20 protein-coding genes are annotated in these 19,068 nt (G+C 63.3%); 15 read left to right on the top strand and 5 right to left on the bottom strand.

Going from position 1 to position 19,068, the window contains the following annotated elements; translation table 11 throughout:
* Nucleotides 1-19 precede the first annotated feature (19 nt).
* From B097_RS0101400 to B097_RS0101365, 8 genes are all read left to right on the top strand, one after another.
* Complete coding sequence (locus B097_RS0101400; protein ID WP_018580747.1) at nucleotides 20-1,021, top strand: PhoH family protein; 1,002 nt, start codon at nucleotides 20-22, stop codon at nucleotides 1,019-1,021.
* Complete coding sequence (gene ybeY, locus B097_RS0101395) at nucleotides 1,018-1,590, top strand: rRNA maturation RNase YbeY (protein WP_018580746.1); 573 nt, start codon at nucleotides 1,018-1,020, stop codon at nucleotides 1,588-1,590. Before B097_RS0101400 ends, ybeY begins: the two co-directional genes overlap by 4 nt.
* Nucleotides 1,590-2,927, top strand: coding sequence for a hemolysin family protein (locus B097_RS0101390; RefSeq protein WP_018580745.1), 1,338 nt, complete (start codon nucleotides 1,590-1,592; stop codon nucleotides 2,925-2,927). Before ybeY ends, B097_RS0101390 begins: the two co-directional genes overlap by 1 nt.
* Nucleotides 2,928-3,114: 187 nt before the next feature.
* Nucleotides 3,115-3,966: a pyridoxal kinase PdxY gene (gene pdxY / locus B097_RS0101385; protein WP_018580744.1), complete on the top strand. Its 852-nt coding sequence runs from the start codon at nucleotides 3,115-3,117 to the stop codon at nucleotides 3,964-3,966.
* 112 nt (nucleotides 3,967-4,078) lie between these two features.
* On the top strand, nucleotides 4,079-5,014 hold the full coding sequence (era, locus tag B097_RS0101380) for a GTPase Era (protein WP_018580743.1): 936 nt from the start codon (nucleotides 4,079-4,081) through the stop codon (nucleotides 5,012-5,014).
* Nucleotides 5,015-5,752: a DNA repair protein RecO gene (gene recO / locus B097_RS0101375; protein WP_018580742.1), complete on the top strand. Its 738-nt coding sequence runs from the start codon at nucleotides 5,015-5,017 to the stop codon at nucleotides 5,750-5,752.
* A 72-nt stretch (nucleotides 5,753-5,824) separates the two neighbouring features.
* Nucleotides 5,825-6,499, top strand: coding sequence for an isoprenyl transferase (locus B097_RS0101370; protein ID WP_237559335.1), 675 nt, complete (start codon nucleotides 5,825-5,827; stop codon nucleotides 6,497-6,499).
* On the top strand, nucleotides 6,496-7,560 hold the full coding sequence (locus B097_RS0101365) for a VIT1/CCC1 transporter family protein (protein WP_018580740.1): 1,065 nt from the start codon (nucleotides 6,496-6,498) through the stop codon (nucleotides 7,558-7,560). The genes B097_RS0101370 and B097_RS0101365 overlap by 4 nt, the downstream gene beginning before the upstream one ends.
* Here the strand turns inward: B097_RS0101365 and B097_RS0101360 are convergent.
* The gene (locus B097_RS0101360) at nucleotides 7,553-7,978 is read right to left on the bottom strand and encodes a Fur family transcriptional regulator (RefSeq protein ID WP_018580739.1); all 426 of its coding nucleotides are present in this window, start codon (nucleotides 7,976-7,978) and stop codon (nucleotides 7,553-7,555) included. The two genes, B097_RS0101365 and B097_RS0101360, sit on opposite strands and share 8 nt — an antisense overlap.
* A gap of 84 nt (nucleotides 7,979-8,062) precedes the next feature.
* Nucleotides 8,063-8,509 carry an ArsR/SmtB family transcription factor gene (locus B097_RS0101355; protein WP_040429213.1) on the bottom strand — a complete coding sequence of 149 codons (447 nt, stop codon included), beginning with the start codon at nucleotides 8,507-8,509 and terminating at the stop codon, nucleotides 8,063-8,065.
* A 343-nt stretch (nucleotides 8,510-8,852) separates the two neighbouring features.
* Here B097_RS0101355 and B097_RS0101350 point away from each other — a divergent pair, with 343 nt between their 5' ends.
* Genes B097_RS0101350 through B097_RS0101340 form a run of 3 tightly spaced genes read left to right on the top strand, consistent with a single transcriptional unit; the run spans nucleotide 8,853 to nucleotide 11,232 of the window.
* Nucleotides 8,853-10,235 (top strand): glycine--tRNA ligase, encoded by a 1,383-nt coding sequence (locus B097_RS0101350; RefSeq protein WP_018580737.1) that lies wholly within the window; start codon nucleotides 8,853-8,855, stop codon nucleotides 10,233-10,235.
* Entirely contained in the window at nucleotides 10,235-10,738 is a 504-nt protein-coding gene (locus B097_RS0101345) for a hypothetical protein (protein ID WP_018580736.1), read from the top strand. The genes B097_RS0101350 and B097_RS0101345 overlap by 1 nt, the downstream gene beginning before the upstream one ends.
* An 11-nt stretch (nucleotides 10,739-10,749) precedes the next feature.
* Nucleotides 10,750-11,232, top strand: coding sequence for a hypothetical protein (locus tag B097_RS0101340; protein ID WP_018580735.1), 483 nt, complete (start codon nucleotides 10,750-10,752; stop codon nucleotides 11,230-11,232).
* An 8-nt stretch (nucleotides 11,233-11,240) separates the two neighbouring features.
* Here B097_RS0101340 and B097_RS0101335 read toward each other — a convergent pair whose 3' ends face one another.
* Nucleotides 11,241-13,265 (bottom strand): TPM domain-containing protein, encoded by a 2,025-nt coding sequence (locus tag B097_RS0101335; protein ID WP_018580734.1) that lies wholly within the window; start codon nucleotides 13,263-13,265, stop codon nucleotides 11,241-11,243.
* A 73-nt stretch (nucleotides 13,266-13,338) separates the two neighbouring features.
* On the opposite strand from B097_RS0101335, the gene B097_RS0101330 reads away from it, so the two are divergent.
* From B097_RS0101330 to B097_RS0101320, 3 genes are read left to right on the top strand one after another with little or no spacing between them, the layout of a single operon-like run.
* Nucleotides 13,339-14,610 carry a deoxyguanosinetriphosphate triphosphohydrolase gene (locus tag B097_RS0101330; protein ID WP_018580733.1) on the top strand — a complete coding sequence of 424 codons (1,272 nt, stop codon included), beginning with the start codon at nucleotides 13,339-13,341 and terminating at the stop codon, nucleotides 14,608-14,610.
* A gap of 45 nt (nucleotides 14,611-14,655) precedes the next feature.
* Nucleotides 14,656-15,828, top strand: coding sequence for an ImmA/IrrE family metallo-endopeptidase (locus B097_RS0101325; protein ID WP_081617975.1), 1,173 nt, complete (start codon nucleotides 14,656-14,658; stop codon nucleotides 15,826-15,828).
* Nucleotides 15,829-15,830: 2 nt separating this feature from the next.
* Nucleotides 15,831-16,322, top strand: a complete 492-nt coding sequence (locus tag B097_RS0101320; protein WP_018580731.1) for a DUF4411 family protein — start codon at nucleotides 15,831-15,833, stop codon at nucleotides 16,320-16,322.
* Between the two features lie 7 nt (nucleotides 16,323-16,329).
* Here the strand turns inward: B097_RS0101320 and B097_RS0101315 are convergent, their stop codons facing one another.
* Both B097_RS0101315 and B097_RS0101310 read right to left on the bottom strand, forming a co-directional pair.
* A complete protein-coding gene (locus B097_RS0101315) occupies nucleotides 16,330-16,581 on the bottom strand; it encodes a hypothetical protein (RefSeq protein ID WP_018580730.1) in 252 nt (83 codons plus the stop codon).
* Entirely contained in the window at nucleotides 16,574-16,984 is a 411-nt protein-coding gene (locus tag B097_RS0101310; protein WP_018580729.1) for a guanyl-specific ribonuclease, read from the bottom strand. Before B097_RS0101310 ends, B097_RS0101315 begins: the two co-directional genes overlap by 8 nt.
* Before the next feature lie 63 nt (nucleotides 16,985-17,047).
* On the opposite strand from B097_RS0101310, the gene dnaG reads away from it, so the two are divergent.
* Nucleotides 17,048-18,937, top strand: a complete 1,890-nt coding sequence (gene dnaG, locus B097_RS0101305) for a DNA primase (protein ID WP_018580728.1) — start codon at nucleotides 17,048-17,050, stop codon at nucleotides 18,935-18,937.
* Nucleotides 18,938-19,068: the final 131 nt, after the last annotated feature.

Below are 19,068 nucleotides of genomic sequence, written 5' to 3'. Positions count from 1 at the left end.
CGCGGGTAGGATCGGGCACATGCCTCAAACTCAGGTGATTTCCCACTCGGTCGAGCTCGATTCGGCGTACGCGCACGCCGTCTACGGCACGAACGACGACAACCTGCGCGTGCTCAACAACCAGTTGGGCATCGACCTCTTCGCGCGTGGCTCCACCGTGCAGCTGCGGGGGCCGGCGCACCTGGTGGCGCGTGGGGTGCGCGTGCTGGAGGAGCTGGAATCGATGGCGCGGCGCGGGGTGGTCATTTCGCCTGACGCGGTGGCGCAGGCGGTGGATATCACGATGTCGGAGGACGTCGGGTCGGCTGCTGAGATTTTGGGCTCGGAGATCGTGGCGCGCCGCGGCAAGGTGATCCGCCCGAAAACTGCAGGCCAGAAGCAGTACGTGGACGCGATTGATGAAAATACGATCGTGTTCGGCATCGGGCCGGCCGGCTCCGGTAAGACGTACCTGGCGGTGGCCAAGGCGGTCCAGGCGCTGCAGGCCAAGCAGGTCAAGCGGATCATTTTGACGCGCCCGGCCGTGGAGGCGGGGGAGAAGCTGGGCTTTCTGCCCGGCACGCTGAACGACAAGATCGACCCCTACCTGCGGCCGCTGTACGACGCGCTGCGCGACATGCTGGACCCAGAGATGATCCCGAAGCTGATGGAAGCCGGCATCATCGAGGTTGCTCCCTTGGCGTATATGCGCGGGCGCACGCTGAATGATGCGTTTGTGATCCTCGACGAGGCTCAAAACACCACGCCAGCCCAAATGAAGATGTTCCTGACCCGCCTGGGCTTCGGGGCAAAAATGGTGGTCACCGGCGATATTTCCCAGGTGGACCTGCCGGGCGGCCAGATCTCCGGCCTGCGGTTGGTGCGCAAGATTTTGCGCGATGTCGACGATATCCACTTCGCTGAGCTGAGTGCCAGCGACGTGGTGCGCCACGCGCTGGTGGGCCGCATTGTCAACGCCTACGAGAGGTGGGACGCGGCCACCGCTCAGACCCAGGAATCGAAGGAAAAGGAAGAACAATGAGCATTGAGGTCCTCAACGAATCGGGTTACGCCGGCGTCAACGAAGAAATGCTAATCGACGTCTGCTCCTTCGCCCTGTCCGCCATGGACGTCCACCCCGACACCGAAGCCACCATCACCCTGGTGGACTCCGACACCATGGCTGACCTGCACCAGCGCTGGATGGACCTGCCCGGCCCCACCGACGTGATGAGCTTCCCCATGGACGAACTCACCCCCGGCGGCGGCCGTCCCGACGCCTCCCCGTTGGGCGCTGCCATGCTGGGCGACATCATCCTGTGCTCCGAGTACGACGACAAGCAGGCCCAGGCCGCCGGCCACCCGCTCGGCCACGAGCTGGCGCTGCTGACCGTGCATGGCACACTGCATCTGCTGGGCTACGATCACCAGACGCCTGACGACGAGCGCGAGATGTTCGCCCTCCAAAACGAGATCCTGGCGGACTGGTATGACTCCCTGCAGTCTCGCGGGGTGGAGTACCAGCCCAAGCCCACAGGCAAGCACGCTTTCCCCTCTGCGGCGGACCGTCAAGAGCTTGATCGGCTCGTCGAAAAGCGCGGTGAAAACTAGTGGAGGTGTGGATCACCTACGGCATCGTCTCCTTGGTGGCGATGCTGCTCTCCGGCATGGTCGGAACCGTGGAATCCGCCGTCAGCTCGATCTCGCGGGCGCGCGTGGAAAACATGGTGAAAGACGATGTCAACGGGGCCGCCGGGCTGATGCGCGTGCTCAACCGGCGCGCCGACCACATCAACCTGCTGGTGATGATCAAAGTCCTTCTGGACACCACCGCCGCCGTCTTCGCCGCCATGGCTGCGATGGACATCATCGAATCCGACGCGTGGGCCATCATCGGTGCGATCGCGGCCGTGTCCATCCTGACCTTCGGCATCGTCGGCGTTTTCTCCCGCACGGTGGGCAAGCGCAACCCATACTCGGTGTCGCTGGGGTCCGCGCGCGTGCTTTCGCTGATCAACAAGGTGCTTGGGCCCCTGTCGAAGCTGCTGATCTGGCTGGGTAACCTGGTCAGCCCCGGCCAGGGTTTCCGCGACGGCCCCTACGCCTCCGAGGTGGAGCTGCGCGAGATGGTCGACATCGCCCAGGAGCACGGCATCGTCGAGGTGACCGAGCACCGCATGATCCAAAACATCTTCGACCTGGCTTCCACCTACGCGAAAAACGTGATGGTGCCGCGGCCTGAGATGATCTGGCTGGAGGCGGACAAAAACGCCGGCCAGGCCACCAACTTGATGATCCGCTCCGGGCACTCCCGCGTCCCGATCATTGGCGAGAACGTCGACGATATCGTCGGCGTGGCCTACCTGAAGGACATCGTCGCCGAAACCTATCACCGCACCGACGGCGGCCGCGGAGTCGCCGTGGGCGATGTGGTGCGCGACGCCAAGTTCGTCCCCGAATCCAAACCCCTCGACGAGCTTTTGCATGAGATGCAGCGCGACAACATGCACATCGCCATGCTTGTCGACGAATACGGTGGCATCGCAGGCCTAGTGACCATGGAGGACATTCTCGAAGAAATTGTTGGTGAGATCACCGACGAATACGACGAAGGCGAAGTGGCGCCCATTGAGGCTGTGGGCGAGCGCCAGTTCCGGGCGGTCTCGCGCTTGTCCCTAGATGACTTGGAGGATCACCTCAAGGAAGAGCTGGACTTTGAGATCGACCTGGATGAGGAAATCCGGGACTCCGTCGACACCGTTGCCGGCCTGATCTCTTATGGTCTGGGTCGCGTGCCCCTGCCGGGCTCCCACGTGGAGTTCGACGGTGTGCGCTTCACCGCAGAGGGTGGCCGCGATCGTCGTGGGCGCATGAAGGTGCGCAGCGTGCTGATCGATGCGCCTGAGCGGCCCACTGACATGGACTTTGAGGGTGTCGACGAGGAGTAGAAAAACTGGGGGCGACACCGTCTGACCGCATCAGGTGTCGCCCCCAGCTCCTTTTGGTGGTCGCTTGACCGATCCGCGACCACAGAACAGTTTATAGTAATTGTCTATTCCTATGGCAGGATTAGCGGAAAATATTAATTGGGGGTGAAGTTGGCCATCGTCACCCCCGGGTAGCACACTATTAGTCATGAAAAACATTCTCTCGATCCAGTCCGCGGTCGCCTACGGGCACGTGGGCAACTCCGCCGCCGTTTTCCCGCTGCAACGCATGGGGCACGAAGTGTGGCCGGTCTACACGGTCAACTACTCCAACCACACCGGCTACGGCCAGTGGGGTGGGCCGATGATCCCTGCGTCGGACGTGGCTGAGGTGGTCCGCGGGGTGGGGGAGCGCGGCGTGTTCGGCGAGATCGACGCGGTGCTGTCCGGCTACCAAGGCGGCGATGACATCGCAGAGGTGATCATCGACGCCGTAGCCCAGATCAAAGAAGCCAACCCCAACGCGGTCTACGCCTGCGACCCCGTGATGGGCAACGCGAAGTCCGGCTGCCACGTCTCCGACAACATCCCGCCGCTGCTGCGCGACAAGGTGGTGCCGGTGGCAGACATCATCACTCCCAACCAGTTCGAGCTGGGCTATCTCACCGGCAAGGAGGCCCACGACCTAGACTCCACCCTGGAGGCAGTCGAGGCCGCCCGCGCGATGGGGCCGCAGACCGTGCTGGTCACCTCCGTTGTGCGCCCAGACCGCACCGAGGGCACCATCGAGATGCTGGTGGTGGATGAGAAGGGCAAGTGGATCGTCGAGACGCCTTACCTGCCGTTCAAGCGCAATGGCTCGGGTGATGTGACCGCGGCCCTGTTCACCGGCCACTACATCGAGTCCGGCGACGCGGCCGACGCCCTGGCAAAGACCGCCTCCAGTGTGTTCGACCTGCTGGAGCTGACCTACAAGAAGGATTCGCGCGAGCTGCTGCTGATCGAGGCCCAGGAGACCTACGCGCAGCCGCGCATGCAGTTTGAAGTCACTGCACTCTAGGGACGCGGTCGATCTTTCTTGCTAAAACGCCCCTTTTCGGGCCTGTTTTTGAAGATCCATCGACCGCACCCAAGAATGGTGATGGCGCGCGCTGAAGCTACACTTGGTCAGCATGGATATGTTCACGGATACGCCTGAGGGTTTTAAGTCCGGTTTTGTGAGTTTCGTCGGCCGCCCGAACACGGGCAAGTCAACGCTGACCAACGCGCTCGTCGGGGAGAAGATCGCGATCACCGCCGACCAGCCGGAGACCACCCGCCGGCCAATCCGGGGCATCGTGAACAGGGACGACGCGCAGATTGTGCTCGTCGACACGCCAGGCCTGCACCGCCCGCGCACGCTGCTGGGCGAGCGCCTAAAAGAGGTCGTGCAGGAAACCTACGCGGACGTGGACCTGATCTGCCTGACCATTCCTGCCGACGAGAAGATCGGCCCGGGCGACCGCTGGATCGTGGAGAATGTGCGCAAGATCGCGCCGCGGACCCCGATCATTGGCGTCGTGACCAAGCTGGATAAAACTGGCAAGGACCAGGTGGGGGCGCAGCTGCTGGAGCTGCACGAGCTGCTCACCGAGGCAACGGGTACCGAGCAAATAGATGTGGTGCCGGTCTCCGCGACGACGCAGACCCAGCTGGACGTGCTGCTCAACGTGATCACAGAGCACCTGCCCGAGGGCCCGCGCTTCTACCCGACGGACCACGTCACCGACGAGGACACGGAGACGCGCATTTCGGAGCTGATCCGCGAGGCCGCGCTCTCGGGCCTGCGCGATGAGCTGCCGCACTCGGTGGCGGTGGAGATCGACGAGGTGCTTCCCGACGAAGACAGCCCCGACAAGCTGGTCATTCACGCCGTTTTGTACCTGGAGCGCCCGGGCCAGAAGCGCATCATCGAGGGCAAGGATGGGCGCCGGTTCCGCAGCCTGGTGCAGCGTGCGCGCAAGCAGATCATGCAGCTGCTGGACCGCAACGTGCACCTTGACCTGCGGATTAAGATCTTGAAGAACTGGCAGTCGGACCCGAAGAGCCTAGGGAGGTTGGGTTTTTAGATGGCGTCGAGGGAGTCGTACCGCGATCGCGCCGTTGTCGTGCGCACGTATGACTTCGCCGAGGCAGACCGCATCATCGTCCTGCTCACCCGCCACCACGGCTTGGTGCGCGGGGTGGCGAAGGGGGTGCGGCGCGCGAAGTCCCGCTTCGGGTCGCGCCTGCAGCCCTTCGTCGATATTGACGTGCAGCTTTACCCGGGCAGGAATTTAGCGACGATCACTGGTGCCGACACCGTGGCCTACTATGGCTCCGGCATCATCGACGATTTCGACAAGTACGCCGCCGGCTGCGCCATCCTCGAATCCGCGGAGAAGCTGGCCTATGAGGGCCACGAGGACCCTTTTCTTTTCGACGAAGTAACCACCAGCTTCGCCGAACTCCAAGAAGCGCAGCACCCCAGTTTGGTCGTCGATAAGTTCATTCTGCGCGCAACAGAGAACGCCGGCTGGGGCCTAAGCCTTTTTGACTGCGCGAACTGCCAGAAGCCGGGGCCGCACCGCGTGTTCCATGCTGGGATCGGCGGGGCGGTGTGTAATAACTGTCGGCCGCAGGGATCGGCGGAGATCGACCCGGAGGCGTTGCATGTGATGTGGCTGCTGCAACACGGGCACGTGGAGGCGGCGCTGCAATCGTCGACAAGCGCCATCGCGGCTCAAGTGCACAGGTTGACCAGCGTGCACCTGCAGTGGCATGCGGAGCAGGGTGTGAAGTCTTTGAAAATCATGGAGCAGGCTTAGACTGTGGGGGTGACTGTTACACCTCCACCTGATATTCCGGCAGAGTTCATCCCGAAGCACATCGCGCTGGTGATGGACGGTAACGGCCGCTGGGCACAGAACCGCGGCATGGCGCGCACCGAAGGCCACAAGCGTGGCGAGGCCGTGCTGATGGACTGCGTCGACGCCTGCCTCGCACTCGGCGACGTGAAGTGGCTGTCCGCCTACGCGTTTTCCACGGAGAACTGGCGGCGCACGGCCGAGGAAGTGCGCTTCCTCATGGGCTTTTCACGCGACGTGCTGCGCCGCCAGCGCGACATCTTGCATGAGAAGAACGTGCGCATCGTGTGGGCCGGCCGCCGCCCGCGCCTGTGGCGCAGCGTGATCCGCGAGCTGGAGGCCGCCGAGGAGCTCACGAAAAACAACACCGCGATGACGCTGGCCATGTGCGTCAACTATGGCGGGAGGGCCGAGCTTGTCGACGCCGCACGCATGCTTGTCGACGAAGCCCGCGCCGGGAATCTGCGCAAGGAGCAGATCAACGAGGACACCTTTAGCAACTTCCTGTACCGCCCCGACATGCCCGATGTGGACCTGTTCCTGCGGCCTTCGGGTGAGCAGCGGACCTCGAATTTCTTGCTGTGGCAGTCGGCCTATGCGGAGATGGTGTACCAGGACAAACTCTTTCCAGACTTCACGCCGCAGGACATGTATGACGCGGTGCTGGAGTACGCGCGCCGTGACCGCCGTTTCGGTGGTGTGAAGTGACCGAGCCGACGAAGGCCCAGATCAAACGCTGGCGTCGCTACCTCGCGAACGAACGGGCGGAGGCCGCCGTGTACCGCGAGCTGGCCCACAAGCGGGAGGGGGAGGAGCGCGAGATCCTGCTGCGCGTGGCCGATGCCGAATCCCGCCACGAGCAGTACTGGCGCGACAAGCTGGGCGACTATGTGGGCATGCCGCAACAGCCCGACCTGTCCACCCGGTTCATGGCGTTTCTGGCGCGGCATTTTGGGTCCGTGTTTGCGTTGGCGCTGATGCAGTCGGCGGAGCAGCGTTCCCCGTACCTAGACGATGTGGATGCCTCCGACCAGATCGCCGCCGATGAGGCGATGCACGCAGAGGTGGTGCGCGCCCTGGCGCAGAAGGGCCGCGAGCGCATGAGCGGCAACTTCCGCGCCGCCGTGTTCGGGGCCAACGACGGTCTGGTGAGCAACGTCGCCCTGGTGATCGGCGTGATGGGGTCGGGAGTGTCCTCGAATTTTATCCTGCTGACGGGCATTTCGGGCCTGCTGGCGGGTGCGCTGTCGATGGCTGCGGGCGAGTATGTGTCGGTGAAATCTCAGAACGAGCTGCTGGAGGCCTCCACCCCGGACCCCACCGCCCGCGAGATGCTGCCCAGCCTGGACGTGAAGGAAAATGAGCTGGCGCTGGTGTACCGGGCGCGCGGCTACTCGCCGGAGGAAGCGGAGCAACGCGCCGCCGATCACTACATCGCGGCCGTGCAGGGCACCCAGTTTGAGGCTTTCGACGATGACTCCCAGCACGGGGCCGGCGGCGCGTGGACGGCCGCGGCCTCTTCTTTTGTGTTCTTCAGCGTGGGCGCTTTCGTCCCTTTGGTGCCGTTCATTTTCGGGGCGTCGCCGACGGTCGGCGCGGTGGTCGCGCTGGTGCTGGTGTCGCTGGCCCTGCTGTTCACCGGTGGCGTGACGGGTGTGCTCTCTGGGAAGCCGCCGCTGTCGCGGGCGATCCGCCAGCTGCTCATCGGGCTGGGTGCTGCGGCGGTGACGTACGTGCTGGGTGTGGCGTTCGGCGCGGTGCTTACGTAGAGGCGCGCTTCTGGCACTGGGGGCAGGTGCCGAAGATTTCGGCATCGTGCCCGGTCAGCGTGTAGCCGTGTGCGGCGGCAGTATCTTTCGCCCACTGCTCCACGGGGCCGCCCTCGATCTCAACGGTGGAGCCGCACTCGCCGCAGACCAGGTGATGGTGGTGGTCGTCGGTGAGGCAGTGGCGGTAGAGGGTTTCGCCGCTGGCCATGTGTAGGACATCCACGGCGTCGATCTCGGCCAGGGACTGCAGCGTGCGGTACACGGTGGTCAGGCCTACTTTTTCGTTGCGGTCTTCGAGTTCGCGGTGGATGGCCTTGGCTGATGCGAAACGGTCAATCTCGCGCAGGCAATTCACCACGGCGGTGCGCTGCCGGGTATTGCGCGCACCCAGCTTTGGGACATTGTTACGAGTCGACATGATTCTCCTTGCTGCGCAGAGGCAGGATCTTGGTGTTACCTAATCCTTCGCCACTTTACCAGGAGTGCACCGGATTTTACCGGGTCATTTCTTTGGCGACGGCGTTTGGGGGATCAGGCCGGGGTCCCGGGCCGGCAGATTGTCCTGCGGCACGCCGATAATGGCGGCAGCGCCCGTGGCGGTCCCCGCGTCCGCGTTACGCTTTTTCGCTTCACGACGAGCGGCCAGCTCGTCGTTCTGCTGAGCCAACTTACCTACTTGCTCTGCATCCCGGATCAGGTCGATCGTCTCAGGCACACTGAGGCTGTAGACAACCTCCCGTCCTGTCCTTGTAGACTGCACCAAACCAGCCTTCTTCAGCACGCGCAGATGCTGGCTGATCAGGGGCTGAGATTTCGACAGGGTAGACACGAGTTCATGGACCACGTGATCGCGCTTGTGCAGGAGGAGGAGAATGTCAACACGCAAGGGTGAATCGAGCGCGCTGATCACTTTGCTAGCGTACTCAGTGTCACCCATTGCGACTGGCATTTCCTTGCCCATCGTCGGCTCCCTTCCTGGCGTGCTGCCTCCCGGGCGTTGAATATGGGAGACGCACCGCGGTCCTGCTGCCCAGCTTAAGAACAAATGAGGAGAAATCAATGCGCCAGCCGAAGGGGGATCCTCGGGCTGCTGTGTGCCTCAAACCGCTTGAGATATATATTCTTTGGTTCCCATAATAAACGACCGTCCAAAATTGCGTTGCAAGGGGTAGCGGTTCGGCATCTTTCGTCGATAAGCGAAGCGAACACCGGGGGGAGCGCTGAACGACGAAACCGGCCACGCTAGACTGGGGAAAAGTTTTAATCCCCCTACCAGAGGAGAACCATTTTCCATGGCTGCGTCCGTGATTGATACCGTCGTTAACCTTGCTAAGCGTCGCGGGTTGGTCTATCCCGCCGGTGAAATTTACGGCGGTACACGCTCCGCGTGGGACTACGGTCCGCTCGGCGTTGAGCTGAAGGAAAACATCAAGCGCCAGTGGTGGCGCCACATGGTGCAGTCGCGCGCGGACGTGGTGGGTGTGGACACCTCCATTATTCTGCCGCGTCAGGTGTGGGAAACCTCCGGCCACGTTGAGGTCTTCACCGACCCGCTGGTGGAGTCCCTGCACACCAACAAGCGCTACCGCGCAGACCACCTGCTGGAGGCCTACGAGGAGAAGCACGGCCACCCACCAGCCAATGGCCTTGCGGACATCAATGATCCGGAGACGGGCCAGCCAGGCAACTGGACCGAGCCGCGCGAGTTCTCCGGCCTGATGAAGACCTTCCTGGGGCCAGTCAACGACGAAGAGGGCCTGCACTACATGCGCCCAGAGACCGCGCAGGGCATCTTCGTCAACTTCAAGAACGTGATGACTTCGGCGCGTCTGAAGCCGCCGTTCGGTATCGCGAACATCGGTAAGTCTTTCCGCAACGAGATCACCCCGGGAAACTTCATCTTCCGCACCCGTGAGTTCGAGCAGATGGAGATGGAATTCTTCGTCAAGCCGGGCACGGATGAGCAGTGGCACCAGTACTGGATCGACAACCGCCACCAGTGGTACATCGACCTGGGCATCCGCGAGGAGAACCTGCGCCTCTATGAACACCCGGAGGAGAAGCTTTCGCACTACTCCAAGCGCACCGTCGATATTGAGTACGCCTACAACTTCGCCGGTTCGAAGTGGGGCGAGCTGGAGGGCATCGCTAACCGTACCGACTATGACCTGCGCGTTCACTCCGAGGGCAGCGGCGAGGACCTGAGCTACTACGAGCAGGAGACCGAGGAGCGGTGGATCCCGTACACCATCGAGCCTGCCGCCGGTCTGGGCCGCGCGCTCATGGCCTTCCTGATCGACGCATACCACGAGGATGAGGCGCCGAACGCGAAGGGCGGCGTCGATAAGCGCGTCGTGCTGAAGCTGGACCGTCGCCTGTCGCCGGTGAAGGTTGCGGTGCTGCCGCTGTCGAAGAAGCCGGAGCTGTCCGAGCCTGCCGCGAAGCTGGCGGACAAGCTGCGCGGGTTCTGGAACGTGGATTTCGATACCTCCGGTGCGATCGGTCGCCGTTACCGCCGCCAGGATGAGATCGGCACCCCGTTCTGCGTGACCTATGACTTTGACACGCTTGACGACGACGCCGTGACCGTCCGCGAGCGCGACACCATGGAGCAGGAACGCGTCAAGATCGCCGACCTGGAAGAGTACTTGGCCCAGCGACTGGCGGGCTGCTAATGCACTGGGTTTCCTGGGACCGCACAGACCGCGACAACCCGAAGCTGCTGGCCGAGGCCGGGCCTGAAGTGCTGGCCGAGTTCGGGCCGGATTCGGCGCTTGTCGACGGCGTGCGCTGGGACCTCGCTGCCACACCCGTGAGCGGCGCGGTGGCGTGTGTCGACGGCACAGAGCTGGTCAAGTCCGGGCCGTGGAAAGGGGAGCGCGAAGTGCCCCTCATGGTCGACGGCCGCCAGTACCTGCTGGTCAACGAGGATTCCGCTGATTGGATCATCGACAACGCAGCAGGGGAGAAGGTTGCCCAGTTCTCTGGCCGCAACCACGGCGTGCGCGTGGCTAACCTCGAGTTCGAAGGGGAGACCGACCTGCCGCTGGTCGATATTGTGGCCCTGGCCTGGGTCTCTCGGCTGGCGCTGGAGAACAAAACGATGGGCAGCTCCAAGGCCCTGATCGCCACCCTGGTCCTGCTGACCATCGTGGCCGTGCTGGTGCTCATCTTCTAAAGGAGTAAGCGGTGGACGCAGCGGACAAGGCCGGCATCTTCACCGGCGGCGGCGAAGGCACCTGGGTGTGGCGCGGCAACGAACTGCTTGACTCCAACTCGGTGCACATCGCCCACGTCCGTTCCGACGTGCTGATCATGGGCCGCAAACGCCTCCTCATCGAGTCCACTCCCGGCCCGCGCCACTTCACCGTCCGCGCCACCGCCGACGACGGCACCCTGTACACCATCACCCAGCAAAGCTTCACCGTCTCGCAGCTGGCTGCGCGTTGCGACGACCGCCCCTACTCCCTGAACCGCGTGAACTGGTGGAGCAAGGAACGCGAGATCCTCAACGCGGCCGGCCACGTGGCCGCCCGCGTGAAACCCCTGATCTCCGGGAAGGTGGAGGTCGTCGACGGCCCCGCCATCGACGAGGTACCGACCCTAGACTTGGTGTTCCTCACTTGGGGGCTGGTGCTGGTGGACTCCCCGGTGCGCCGCACCCTGATCTAGCAGCAGACCTAGAAGGAGCCGCCGAAGCCGCCGCCGCGACCCCCGCCGCCTCCACCGCCACCGAAGCCTCCGCCCCCGCCGCCAAAACCGCCGCCGCCAAAGCCTCCGCCACGGCCGCCGGAGAGCAGAGAGCCAATGATGATGCCTTGGGCCACGTCACCAAAGGTGGACGCGGCCTGGTGCTGACGGTGCTGGTTGATGTTGTTTTTCGCAGCGTTGGCGGCGCGTCGTGCGGTCTCGGTGGCCTGTCGTGCAAGGTCGACGGCCTGGCGGGTGTTGGAGATCCGCAGGTTCAGGGCCTGGGCGTGTTCGCGCTGGGCCTGGGCCAGCAGGGTGCGGGCTTCCGAACCGATGATGCGCCCGTAGGAGCCAATCAAGTCTTCAGCACCCTGAATCTGGGCGGCGGCAACGTTGATCTGCTGGTCAAAGATGCCCAACAGTCGCTGCTGGTCCTGGGCCACGCCCTTGGCTTCGGCTATGACTTCGTCGAGTTCGGCGTCGATGTGCGTCAGATCAGTATAGGCACGCAGGGGATCAGCGGACGCCATGGACCGTGCGGTCGCCAGACCTTCAGTGGCGCGCTCGCGTACAGCACGCAGGCGGTCCACATCGATGCGCGCGCCAGTGGAGGTCGCGGCTTCTAACTGTGAGGTCTCCTCAATTTCGGCGGCCACTTCGTCGATAAGCGCCGGCAAATTCGCCTGCGCGGTCTGGATGTTTATCTCGGCGTGCTCGATGGCAGCCAGCATGTTGTCGGCAACTTCGATGGAGTGCTCCGCGGTGCGGATCACGTCGATCAGCGCACCCTGTTCGCCGGCGGGTCGTGCCTCGAGCTCTCGGGCGCGGTCGAGGTTCTGCTCGGCCTCATCCAGGGAGGCGGTGGCAAGCTCCACGTTGTCGGCGATGGAATCCAGCATGTCATCGGAGTACTTGGACTGCAGCTGCGCCAGCACCTCGCGAGCCGGCTCGATGCGGGCGCGCAGATCAACGGTGCGCTGGGTGATCTGGTCGATCGTCTCCGGCGCGGTGATCAGGAGGTTGCGCATCTTGGAGAATTCGCCCGACTGCTTCTCCAGCTCCTGGTCGGCCTGGCCGGCAGAGGAGATGATGTCGACGAGCATCGCGCGCTTTTCCGGCTCGGTCTCCGGGATGGAATCGTTCAGGCGGCGCTGCGTTTCGAAGGCGCGCTGCATCTCCGAATTGGCGCGATTCATCGCGGCGGTAAACGGGCGCACGCGCTCGGCGCCGAATTCGGCATTGGCCACCTTCAGCTCTTCCTGGCCCAGCCGGATGGACTCGTCGACGCTGACCAAGGTGTCGTGCGCCAGCTGCTCCAACGTGGCGATCGGCAACTGCGCCAAGCGACGCGTATCGGAGGGGTCGATCGCGCGCGAGTCCTCCAGCATCGCCTCGGACTCCTTCTTGTTCTTGCGCCGCGAGTACGCCCAGATGCCACCACCTGCAGCGGCCGCCGCTCCGCCCCCGGCCAGCAGCCACGCCGCGTTTTTATCGGAGCCGCCGCCAGAGGACACCGCATTGATCGCGACCAGGGGAGCGCCCGCGAAATCATCGTTGACCAGCGCTTGGTACAGCGCCTCATTCATGGCGGTACGTTCGGAATCACTCCACTGCCCACCGGCCCACAGCCCGTACTGGCGCGCGTTCGGCGCGATTGCGATCACCGCAGTATTGCCACCACCGTTGGCCGCCACCGCCTGCTCCGCCCACGTCGTAGGGTCCTGCCCGCCGAAATCCTCCAGGTACACCACGAACACGTCGCGCTGCTTCTGCGTCTGCAGATCGCGAATCGCGGTCTCAATCTCATTGACTTCCGTCGCGTCGAGGATGCCCACGGTGTCCGTCACCTTGGACGTCAGCTGCGGGCCCTGCGCCTGCACGCTTATCGACGAGGCCCCTACCGGACCACCCGCAGCGCCATCGGCCAGCGCAAAAGCGGCCGGCGTGGTGGCAAGTGCGATGGCTCCGCCGAGCAGTGGGGCCGCCAACAGTGTGTGATAATTTCGCGCGATCATGGCAACAAGGTTACCGACTGCCCGCTGTGTCCGCCCAGAGCACCAGAAATTCCCAGCTAAGCTGGGGTTTGTTATGACCTACCAGTACTCAGCCGCCGACGCCACCCGCTTCGCCCCCGAAGGGGAGAAGGGGTCCCTGTTTGAGCACACAGAGGCCGATCACCGCAGCGTATTCTCGCGGGATCGGGCGCGCGTTCTGCACAGCGCGGCGCTTCGTCGATTAGCGGACAAGACGCAGGTCATGGGCCCACGCGACGGCGACACCCCGCGCACCCGCCTGACGCACTCGCTGGAAGTCGGGCAGATCGCGCGCGGCATCGGCTCCGGCCTGGGCCTGGACCCAGACTTGTGCGACATGGCCGGGCTCACCCACGACATCGGCCACCCGCCCTACGGCCACAACGGCGAACGCGCACTCAACGACCTGGCCGCCAGCGCCGGCGGCTTCGAGGGTAACGCACAGACCTTGCGCATCCTCACCCGCCTTGAGCCGAAGGTGCTTTACGACGATCACTCTTATGGACTCAACCTCACCAGGGCAGCCCTCGACGCGGCGTGCAAATACCCGTGGCCGGCCACCAACCCGGACGGGAGCCGTAACCGGAAATACTCGGCCTACGACGAAGACGCCCACATTCTGGAGTGGATCCGCGGAGGCCACACCGATCGTCGTCCAGCGCTGGAAGCCCAGGTCATGGACTTCTCCGACGACATCGCCTACTCCGTCCACGACGTGGAAGACGGCATCATCTCCGGGCGCATCACCCTAAAGGTGCTGTGGGACTTCGTGGAGCTGGCGCAACTCGCCGACAAGGGGGCCGCCGCCTTCGGGGGCACCGCCGAGGAACTCCTGGACGCCGCCGACAGGCTGCGCGGCCTGCAGATCGTCGCCGATGCCGCCGACTATGACTACACCCTGCGCGGCTGGACCCAACTGAAAAAACTCACCAGCGAGCTGGTGGGCCGCTACGTCGGCGCCGTCACCACCGCCACCCTCGAATCCGGCCAGGGCACCCTCGGCCGCATGCACGGCGACCTCATCATCCCCGCCGAAGCCAACGCCGAAGTTACCCTCCTCAAAGCCATCGCCGTACTCTACGTGATGGACCAGGACGCCCACAAAGCCCGCCAGGACCGCCAGCGCGAACGCATCAACCGCGTCCACGACTACCTCACCGCCGGCGCGCCGGGCTCCCTGGACACGATCTACCAGCAGTGGTGGATGGAATCCGAGACCGACCAGCAGCGCGCGCGGGTGATCGTTGACCAGATCGCGTCGATGACGGAGTCGCGCCTGGAGCGCATCGCGAAGCGCTCCAGCGAGCTCAGCGGCTTCTTTGGCTAGTTTGATTTAGACTTGCTTTAAGCAGCCGGAGAGGGGAGTAGTGCCATGGTGACACGTGTTCCAGCTAGACCCCATATGGTGCAGTGGGCGCTTGATCAGGCTACTGATCCTGATGCTGCGATCGAGAAGACCCCGCATCTCATCGAGTGGCTCGAGGGCACGCAGCAGCCGACTTTCCGCGAGCTCGAAAGGTTTGCGTCGCGGGTAGGTGTCCCCTTTGGATTTTTCCTTCTTGACCAGGAGCCAGATTTCCCACTTTCCACGAATGATTTCCGCGAGGGCACACAGGCGCACGGTGAGGCATCGGCCGAGCTTCGCCAAGTGCTATTGACATGCGAACAGCGACAAAACTGGTTTCGCGAGTACAAGCTGAACCTTGGCCACGGGGCGCTAGATTTCGTCGGCGAGGCGTCTGACCTCCCGCCAAAACGTGCTGCCGCGCTCATGTGCCATGCCTTGAACTGGGACGTAGACCAGCGTCGGGGTTCGACCAGTGATGCACGCGCGTCCCTCATCACCGCGTTCGAGGAGCTTGGGGGCCTCGTCGTCGTGAATTCCATGGTGGGGGACAACGTGCACAAGCCCCTTGATCCGACTGAATTCCGCGGCTTTTCGCTTGTCGACGAAGTAGCCCCCCTGGTCTTTATCAACTCGAATCAGAAGGGGGAAGTGAAACAAACGTTGAACGCTCAAATTTTCACTCTCGCCCATGAGTTCGCCCACGTCTGGCTGGGGACGGGGGGAATCGGTAACCACCGCGGTATGTCTGCGCCGCGCAGTGAGATCGAGAAATGGTGTAACGACACAGCCTCTGAATTCCTGGTACCTGCCGATGATCTCCGCGAGCGTGTTCGCGGCAAGGAATTTAATGTTGACTTGTTGGAACAGCTGGCGCGCGTCTACAAATGCGGCACGCTTGTCATTCTTCTCGCTCTCCGGGACCACCAAATTTTCTTGTTCCAAGACTTTCCGGTGACCTATCGCGAAGAGCTGAAAAGGCTACGTGACATCCAATCCCGCAACGATCGCGAGAAAAAGGGCGGTGGGGATTCTCGATTTAACCGCCGGCTCCGCATCGGCGAGACGTTTTCCAGAGCCGTCATCAACGAGCTCGCTGCCGGAGCCATCCTGCCTACCGAGGCCCTCAGCCTCACGGGGATCAAGTCGATGAGCTCGTTCGATTCCTACGCCAACTTCCTGCACAACAAGGACAACTGACCATGTTCCTGGTAGATGCCAACGTGATGATCAACGCGGCTCGGACCTATTACGGGTTCGATCTTGCTCCCGGTTTCTGGGACTGGTTCTTGCAGCAGATACACTCTGAGAATATTGCCAGCGTACAAGCGGTATTTGATGAGCTAAAGGCTGGTACCGATCAACTGGCGGAGTGGGCTAAGCAGGAAGTCCCCACTCAAGCGTGGCGGCTCCCAGGTCAAGATGCTTGGGATCACATGGCCACTTTGGTCAACTGGGCAGCGTACGCTCCCGTGGAGTTCTACGCCTCGGCTCAAACTGAATTCGCGCGGTCCGCGGATCTTTTTATCACTTCGCAGGCCGCTGAGCTGGAGGCGACACTTGTCACCTTCGAGCGAAGCAACCCAGCCTCGAAACGGCGCGTCCTGATTCCTGACGCTGCCGCGCAAGTAGGGGTGCAGTGTGTAGACCCTTTTACCATGTTCCGCACGCTAGGCCTCACGCTCACGGTGTGAGCCCAGCTCACCGCACCAGTTCCACGCCCACGTCTTTGAACACGCGGGAAAGTTGGCGGCTGTCGTCGTCGTTAAGCTCCCAATGCGAAACGATCACCCGCCGCACTCGGGTCTCGCGCAGGAGGTCCGCTAGCCCGTCGAGGTTGGTGGGTGCGCGGCGCTCGGCGGGGTAGAGCACGTTGGCTAGCGCGCCGAAGAGGTCGCTGCGCGTGCGCACGGGGCTGGTGACGAGGACGGGGTTGAAGCGGCGGTTATGCATCGTTGACCTCACAGAAAGTTTCATAGTGGTCATCGGTGTAGTAGACCACCTCGGGATTGTCGGCTGGGTCTCCGCCGGTGACGATACGCCGGGCCCCACGATGATTCAAACCGGGCGTTTCCACTGTGTACTCGCGATAAAAGTCCGACCTTTCGTCGGGAAGGTGCCCCTCATAGTTGCCGAAATGGGCGCCGTCGTTGTCTGGGTAGTCGAAGGGCCCGCCGGCATAAATGTCCGCGATGGTGTCGGTGGCCTCCGCGGGAAGTTCGGCGACGGCGCACGTGGCCTGCTCTGCGTCTTGATCCGTAGCCAGGTCAATGCCGAAGATGCCGGCAGCAACGATGACGACACCGGTGACCAGGGTAGGGATCGCCTTGTTCGTCTTCCGATTGGGGTGAGACATGCCAAACATTGTGCACGGCAGCCGCCCCGATTTCGAATTGACGCGCGGTATACCATGGGGCACATGGCTAAGGGCAGAATTCCGGACTCGGATATCGAGGCGATCCGCGAGCGCGCCCACATCGAGGAGATCGTGGGGGAGTACGTCCATCTCAAACCGGCCGGGCATGACTCGATGAAGGGGCTTTCTCCGTTCAAGGACGAGAAGACCCCCTCTTTTCACGTCCGCCCAGCGCGCGGCTACTACCACTGCTTTTCCACCGGCAAAGGCGGCGACGTCTTCTCCTTCCTCATGGAAATGGAGCACCTCACCTTCCCCGAGGCCGTGGAGTCCGTCGCCGAAACCATCGGCTACCACATCAACTACCAGGGCGGATCCACCGGCGCCCGCGACGTCAAGCCCGGCACCCGCGCCCGCCTCATCGCCGCGAACAAGGCCGCCCACGAGTTCTACCGCGAGCAACTAGAAACCCCCGACGCCGCACCCGCCCGCGACTTCCTGCTCAAGCGCGGCTTCGGCCAGGACATCATCTACACCTTCGAATGCGGCTACGCGCCCGGCGGCTGGGACACCCTGACCAAGCACCTGCTGCGCAAGGGCTTCGAGGCAAAGGAGCTTGTCGACGCGGGCCTGTCCTCGATGGGCAGGCGCGGTCCCATCGACAAGTTCCACCGCCGCCTGCTGTGGCCCATCAAAGATATGGCCGGCAACGTGATCGGCTTCGGCGCCCGCAAGTTGTTCGAGGACGACAAGATGGGCAAGTACATGAACACCTCGGACACCATGTTGTACAACAAGTCCAAGGTGCTCTTCGGCCTGGACCTGGCCAAGAAGAACATCGCCGCGCAGCACCAGACTGTCGTCGTCGAGGGCTACACCGACGTGATGGCCATGTACGCCGCCGGGGTCACCACCGCCGTCGCCTCCTGTGGCACGGCTTTCGGTGCCGATCACCTTTCCATGATCCGGCGTTTGATGCTTGACGACGATTACTTCCGCGGTGAGCTGATCTACACCTTTGACGGGGACGAAGCTGGTCAGAAAGCCGCCATGCGCGCTTTTGAGGGCGACCAGAAATTTACCGGCCAGTCTTTTGTGGCCGTCGCCCCTGATGGCATGGACCCCTGTGACCTGCGGCTGGAGCGCGGCGACTCAGCCGTGCGCGACCTGGTGGCCAATCGGGTGCCGATGTTCGAGTTCGTCATCGACTCTTTGCTTTCTGATTATCCTTTGGACACCGCCGAGTCCCGTCTGCAGGCGCTGCGCCGCACCGTCCCCGTTGTCGCCGGCATCAGGGACAACGCGCTGCAGTCCGAGTACGCCCGCCAACTGGCCGGCTGGGTGGGTTGGGACCCCGTAGAAGTGCTGGAGCAGGTTCGTCGAGAAGCGAAAAACCCCACCCAGAAGCGCGACCGTATTATCGTGCGCCGCGACACCGAGGAAGCTAGCGGCGTCGAGCCTGCCTCCCTGGTGGCTCCCGACCCAGACGACCCCGTCCTGTGGCCCCAGCGCGAAGCCCTCAAGCTGGCCTTGCAATACCCGCAGCTGGCCGGCGACTACTTCGACGGCATCAACCCGGACGCCTTCTCCAACCACGCCTACTCCCTGGTGCGCGAGGCCATCGGGCGCGCCGGTGGGGCCGCGGCCGCGGGTGAGGGCGGGCCGAGCTGGCTGGCCACCGTCGCCGCCGAGATGTTTGACCTGGCCGGCCGCAACCTCGTCTCCGAGCTGGCCGTGGAGCCCATTCACGCCGATGACCTGGAGATTTACACCGACTCCGTGCTCTCCCGACTGCAGGAAGCCCGGGTGGGGGACCAGATCGCCCAGCTGAAATCCCAGCTGCAGCGCATGCGGCCCAGCGACGACGAGATGGCCTACAACTCCCTCTTCTCCGACCTGGTGGCGCTGGAGCAGGCGCGCCGGGAGCTCAACGACCGCGCCTTCAGGAACTAGCCTTCGGTTACGGTCGATGAATCTTCCAAAAACAGGCCCAAAACCCGCCTTTTAACAAGATCCATCGACCGCGCCTATGAGTTTTGTGGACAACTCCGAGTTATCCACAGGTTTTTTAGGGCTGTCTGCGG

It is taken from the genome of Corynebacterium pilosum DSM 20521 = CIP 103422 (assembly GCF_000373805.1).
In the GTDB taxonomy this organism is placed as follows: domain Bacteria; phylum Actinomycetota; class Actinomycetes; order Mycobacteriales; family Mycobacteriaceae; genus Corynebacterium; species Corynebacterium pilosum.
Note: the sequence above shows the minus strand (reverse complement) of the source record. Positions and strands in the feature narration are given on the sequence as shown.